Origin of the sequence: Microbacterium sp. (assembly GCF_047972865.1) — a bacterium.
In the GTDB taxonomy this organism is placed as follows: domain Bacteria; phylum Actinomycetota; class Actinomycetes; order Actinomycetales; family Microbacteriaceae; genus Microbacterium.
In genome coordinates this window covers 1-5046 of record NZ_JBKEAY010000126.1, presented here as the reverse complement: position 1 = coordinate 5046, position 5046 = coordinate 1, and the positions used below count along the sequence as shown (strand labels likewise).

Below are 5046 nucleotides of genomic sequence, written 5' to 3'. Positions count from 1 at the left end.
GGTCCCGGTGACGAGCTTCATCGACGCCGCGCACGTGCGGACGCGGCTGACCGAGCACCTGGAGGAGAAGGGATGGCTGTGACCGACGACCTCTCGGCCTACGTCGCCCACGTGCTGGCCGTCAACGAGGCGGCCGTGGCGGCCACGGCCGACGCCGTCGCCGCCACCGGGCATGCCGACGGGCTGGTGCGCCCGGCCGGTGCCGGGCACTCGCTGGCGGCCGTTCTGGAGACGTTCTTCCGCGCCGGGGGACTCGCGTACGTCCGGCCGTTGTGGGATCCGTCGATCATGCCGCTGACGGGTGCACGGGCGGCGACCAGCGCCGAGCGGATGCCCGGCGGCGGGCGGGAGGTGGCCGCGCGGGCATCGATCCGTGCCGCGGACACGGTCGTGGTGTTCTCGAACTCGGGCATCAACCCGTATCCGGTCGAGATCGCGCAGCTCGCGCGGGAGCGCGGCGCCACCGTGATCGCCGTCACGTCGGTGGCCGCGAGCGCGGCGGCCCCACCGCGAGCCGGCCAGCGGCTCGCGGAGCTGGCGGATGTCGTGCTCGACACGCAGGTGCCGCCGGGCGACGTCACCTGGCCCCCCGAGGCCCCGGTGACCGCGCCGGTGTCGAGCATCGCGACGACGGTGCTGTGGAACGCGGTGCTGCGGGCCGTGCACACCCGGTGGCCCGAGGCGCCGCGCTGGCGCAGCGCGAACGTCGCCGGAACGGATGAGAGCAACGCCGCCGTCCTCGCGCAGCTGACCGGGCGGGTGCCCGAGCTGTAGGCGGTTCACCGCGGCCGACGTCGCAGGGCGCTGTGCCCTGCGGCGTCGGCCGTGGCCGGTGCGATCTGGGCCGACAACTCGAATCGGTCGCCGGGGTAGGTGCTGACGGTGTGCTCGATGACCCGGTCCTGCATCGCCGAGGTGCGCACCAGCTCGAGCACGGCCGAACCGGGGGCGATGCCGAGCACCTCGGCATCCGCCGGTTCTGCGATGCCGGCCCTGATGGTCTGCCGGCCCGCGTCGAAACGGATCGCGTAGTCGCGTTCCAGGACCGCATACAGCGACTGCGTCGCCAGATCGATCCGGTCGATTCCCGGCACCGCTGCGGCGAGCAGATGCACCCGTTCGATGGCGATGGGCAGGTCATCGGCCAGGCGGAGCCGCACGATGCGGAGCACGTCTTCGCCGGCGGGCACGTCGAAGACGCCCGCGAGGTCGTCGTCGGCGGGGTCGACGCGGCAGTCCAGCACGCGCGAGGACGGGTCCAGACCGCGGGAGCGCATGTCTTCGCTGAAGCCGGTCAACCGCAACGGCAGATTGACGGCGGGCCGCGCGACGAACGACCCCTGCCCGACGACGCGCCGCAGGTAGCCCTCCGCGGTGAGCGCCGACAGCGCGCGCCGAGCGGTCATGCGGGACACGCCCGACTGCTCCGCCAGGGCACGCTCGCTCGGCACCGGCGCGCCCACGGGCAGCTCGGCGATGAGCGCGCGCAGCTGCGTGATCAGCTGCGCATACTTGGGCGTATCGGCCATCCCCTCACGATAACCCCGCGCGCCCCGGCGATCCCCACCGGCGCGGGGGTGCTGTGGGAGACTGGGGCAGTGATCGACCTGGCTCTGCTCCGCGACCATCCTGACCTCGTGACGCGCTCGCAGGAGGCACGCGGACTGTCGCCCGACACGGTGGCCGCGGCGCTCGCCGCCGACCGTGATCGGCGCGCCGCCATCACGGCCTTCGAGGAGCTGCGGGCCGAGCAGAACGCCCACGGCAAGAAGGTCGCCTCCGCCGCGAAAGAGGACAAGCCGGCGCTGGTGGCCGAGGCCAAGCAGCTCAGCGAACGGGTCAAAGCCGCCCAGCACGCCGCCACCGCAGCGGAACAGCTCGCGGAGGAGGCACTCGGGCGCATCGAGAACGTGATCATCGAGGGGGTGCCCGCTGGCGGCGAGGAGGACTTCGTCACCCTGCACACACACGGCGAACCGGCATCCTTCGACTTCGAGCCACGCGACCACCTGGCACTGGGGGAGATGCTCGGTGCGATCGACATGGAGCGCGGCACGAAGGTATCGGGCAGCCGGTTCTACTTCCTCACCGGCATCGGGGCGCGGTTGGAGTACGCGCTCATGTCGCTGGCGCTGCAGCGCGCCGTCGATGCCGGTTTCGTGCCCATGATCCCGCCGACGCTCGTGCGTCCCGAAGTGATGCGGGGCACGGGGTTCCTGGGACAGCACGCCGACGAGGTGTATCACCTCGACGACGACGACCTGTACCTGGTGGGCACCAGCGAAGTGCCGCTGGCCGGGTACCACATGGACGAGATCCTCGACCTCACCGGCGGCGCGAAGCGCTACGCCGGCTGGTCGACCTGTTACCGGCGGGAGGCCGGGTCGTACGGGAAGGACACCCGCGGCATCATCCGCGTGCACCAGTTCAACAAGCTGGAGATGTTCGTCTACACGACCCCCGACGCCGCTGAGGCCGAGCATCTGCTCCTGCTCGACATGCAGGAGCGGATGCTGAAGGACCTGGGTCTGGCGTATCGGGTGATCGATGTCGCCGCGGGCGACCTGGGCTCCAGCGCGGCGCGCAAGTACGACATCGAGGCGTGGGTGCCCACGCAGGGTGCCTACCGCGAGTTGACGAGCACATCGAACTGCACGACGTATCAGGCGCGCCGACTCGACGTGCGGTACCGCCCCGACGGTGCGAAGACCACGCCGGTCGCGACGCTGAACGGCACGCTCGGCACGACGCGGTGGATCGTCGCGCTGCTGGAGACGCATCAGCGCGCCGACGGTTCCGTCGTCATCCCCGAGGTGCTGCGCCCCTATGTGGGCGGGATCGAGGTCGCGGAGCCCATCCGGTGACCGGTGCGGACACATCGGGCCGGATGCTCATCGCGCTCGATGTCGACGGGACCGTGCTGCTGGAGGACGAGTCGCTCAGCCCGGGAGTGGTGGATGCCGTCGCGCACGCGCGCCGCGCCGGTCACGAGGTGATGCTGGCCACCGGGCGGTCGTGGGAGGGGACCCGCGGCGTGCTGCGGGTGCTCGGGCTGACGCCGGAGTACGTGGTCTGCTCCAACGGTGCGGTGATTCTGCGGTGGGTGGGCGGCGACTTCGCCGACGAGGCCCGCTACGAGCGGCATCACGTCGAGACGTTCGATCCGGCCCAGGTGCTGGAGCTGCTGCGCACCCACCTGCCCGACGCGCACTACCTGGTGGAGCTCGCCGATGGGCGCCGGCTGTACACCGAGCCGATGGAGGACTGGAATCTCGTGCAGGCGACGCGGGTGCCGTTCGAGGAGTTGTCGGCGCAGCCGGTGTGCCGTGTCGTCGTGGTGGCGCCGGAGGGGACCGACGACGACTTCCTGGCGCTGGTGTCGCGTATCGGGCTGAGTGAGGTGTCGTACTCGGTGGGCTGGTCGGCGTGGCTCGACATCGCTCCACAGGGGGTCGACAAGTCGACCGCGCTGGAGCGGGTGCGCGAGTGGCTCGGCATCCCACCGGATCGGGTGATGGTGATGGGCGACGGACGCAACGACATTGGCATGCTTCGGTGGGCGCGCGAATCGGGCGGGCGCGCCGTGGCGATGGGGCAGGGACCCGCCGAGGTGCTGAGCGAAGCGAACGAGGTGGCCGGGTCGGTGTACGACGGCGGGGTGGCGCAGACGCTGTACCGGCTGTAGGGCGCGGCGTCGGGCGGAGCGGAACCGATTAGACTCGGCGATGGTCGGCGTTGTCGGCCTGGAGGGTTGTCCGAGCGGCCGAAGGACCCGGTCTTGAAAACCGGTGGGCAGCAATGTCCCGTGGGTTCGAATCCCACACCCTCCGCGGGGGATCCGGCTGCGGCGTCCGACGGCATCCGTCCGCGCGTCGCGGTGGGAACAGGGTGTTGCGGCCGGCGCGACGCGCACACCTCGGCATGTCGCCGACAGGTGCGGTCTCCCCCGGGGTGAGTCCGGCGACGCGTCGCCCGGCCGCTGCCCCAGCGTGTCGACCGTAACCCGGTCTGGTGTCCGGGACGAGGACGGACGAAGCATCCGAACGATTCCGAACAGACGCGGCGGCACGTGGCTCACAACGGCCTTTCAGTGAGGCCTCCCTAAACTGGCCGGAGACGACGGAGCGGCCCAACCGCTCGTGTTGCCCGCCGGCATGTCCCCGTTCCGCCGGTCGAGGTCCGGTGAGAAGGGATACCCGTGAGCGAGAGCCCCCAGACGCAGAAGCTGTCGCGGCGCCGCGAACCGGTCGCCCGGCACAGCAGCGACGCCGGGCCTCGCCCGCTCGTCCACCTGCTCACCGTGCTCGTCGCGGTCGTGGTCGTCGTCGCGATCAGTGCGACGGCGGTGGGCGGCTTCTATGTGTGGAATGCCGCGCGGGCGCTCGACGAGGGCAGCGTCACGATCGGTGACGAAGAGGAGATCCCCGAGACGATCAGTGAGATCGAGGGGGGCGTGAACCTCCTCGTGGTCGGCACCGACTCCTGCGAGGGTCAGGATGTCGAGCTGTTTCCGCGTTGCGCGCACGACGACGGCGGCGAGCGCAACGACGTCACCATGCTGGTGCACATCAGCGATGCACCGCGGCGGGTGACGGTGGTCTCGTTCCCCCGCGACATGATCGTTCCGATCCCGGGGTGCACCGATGAGGAGGGCGCGCAGTACGGTCCGTTCTACGCGCAGATGATCAACACGTCGTACTCGTACGGAGGTCTGCCGTGCACGGTCGCGACCGTCGAAGAGCTGACGGGTGTGCAGATTCAGTTCGCCGCGGCGGTGCGGTGGACCGGCGTCATCAACATCTCCGATGCGATCGGCGGCGTGGACGTGTGTGTGTCCAGTGACATCAGCGACCGGCATACCGGGCTGAAGCTGTCCGCCGGCGAGCACACGCTGGTTGGAGAGGAAGCGCTGCAGTTCCTCCGCATCCGCCATGGCATCGGCGACGGTTCGGACCTGGGGCGCATCTCGAATCAGCAGCAGTTCATGGGATCGCTGGTGCGCAAGCTGCAGTCCGGCGGGGTGCTGGCCGATCCGGGCACGCTGCT

At 70.7% G+C, this 5046-nt stretch carries 5 protein-coding genes and 1 tRNA gene; 5 read left to right on the top strand and 1 reads right to left on the bottom strand.

Annotation, left to right across the window (positions count from 1 at the left end):
* Positions 1-72 precede the first annotated feature (72 nt).
* Positions 73-774 (top strand): sugar isomerase domain-containing protein, encoded by a 702-nt coding sequence (locus ACK5KK_RS07785; RefSeq protein WP_416889515.1) that lies wholly within the window; start codon positions 73-75, stop codon positions 772-774.
* A 5-nt stretch (positions 775-779) separates the two neighbouring features.
* Here the strand turns inward: ACK5KK_RS07785 and ACK5KK_RS07780 are convergent, their stop codons facing one another.
* Positions 780-1529 (bottom strand): GntR family transcriptional regulator, encoded by a 750-nt coding sequence (locus tag ACK5KK_RS07780; RefSeq protein WP_416889514.1) that lies wholly within the window; start codon positions 1527-1529, stop codon positions 780-782.
* A gap of 69 nt (positions 1530-1598) precedes the next feature.
* Here ACK5KK_RS07780 and serS point away from each other — a divergent pair, with 69 nt between their 5' ends.
* The 4 genes from serS to ACK5KK_RS07760 form a co-directional block, all read left to right on the top strand.
* On the top strand, positions 1599-2864 hold the full coding sequence (gene serS / locus ACK5KK_RS07775) for a serine--tRNA ligase (protein WP_416889513.1): 1266 nt from the start codon (positions 1599-1601) through the stop codon (positions 2862-2864).
* Positions 2865-2887: 23 nt separating this feature from the next.
* Positions 2888-3685 carry an HAD family hydrolase gene (locus ACK5KK_RS07770; protein WP_416889516.1) on the top strand — a complete coding sequence of 266 codons (798 nt, stop codon included), beginning with the start codon at positions 2888-2890 and terminating at the stop codon, positions 3683-3685.
* A 60-nt stretch (positions 3686-3745) separates the two neighbouring features.
* Positions 3746-3830 (top strand) — tRNA-Ser (locus tag ACK5KK_RS07765).
* 368 nt (positions 3831-4198) lie between these two features.
* Positions 4199-5046 (top strand): LCP family protein (locus ACK5KK_RS07760; RefSeq protein ID WP_416889512.1); only part of this gene is annotated, 848 nt, incomplete at its 3' end.

Coding starts and splice junctions, on each gene's coding strand:
- ACK5KK_RS07780 (WP_416889514.1), bottom strand. CDS start 1,529: ATGGCCGATACGCCCAAGTATGCGCAGCTGATCACGCAGCTGCGCGCG.
- ACK5KK_RS07770 (WP_416889516.1), top strand. CDS start 2,888: ATGCTCATCGCGCTCGATGTCGACGGGACCGTGCTGCTGGAGGACGAG.
- ACK5KK_RS07785 (WP_416889515.1), top strand. CDS start 73: ATGGCTGTGACCGACGACCTCTCGGCCTACGTCGCCCACGTGCTGGCC.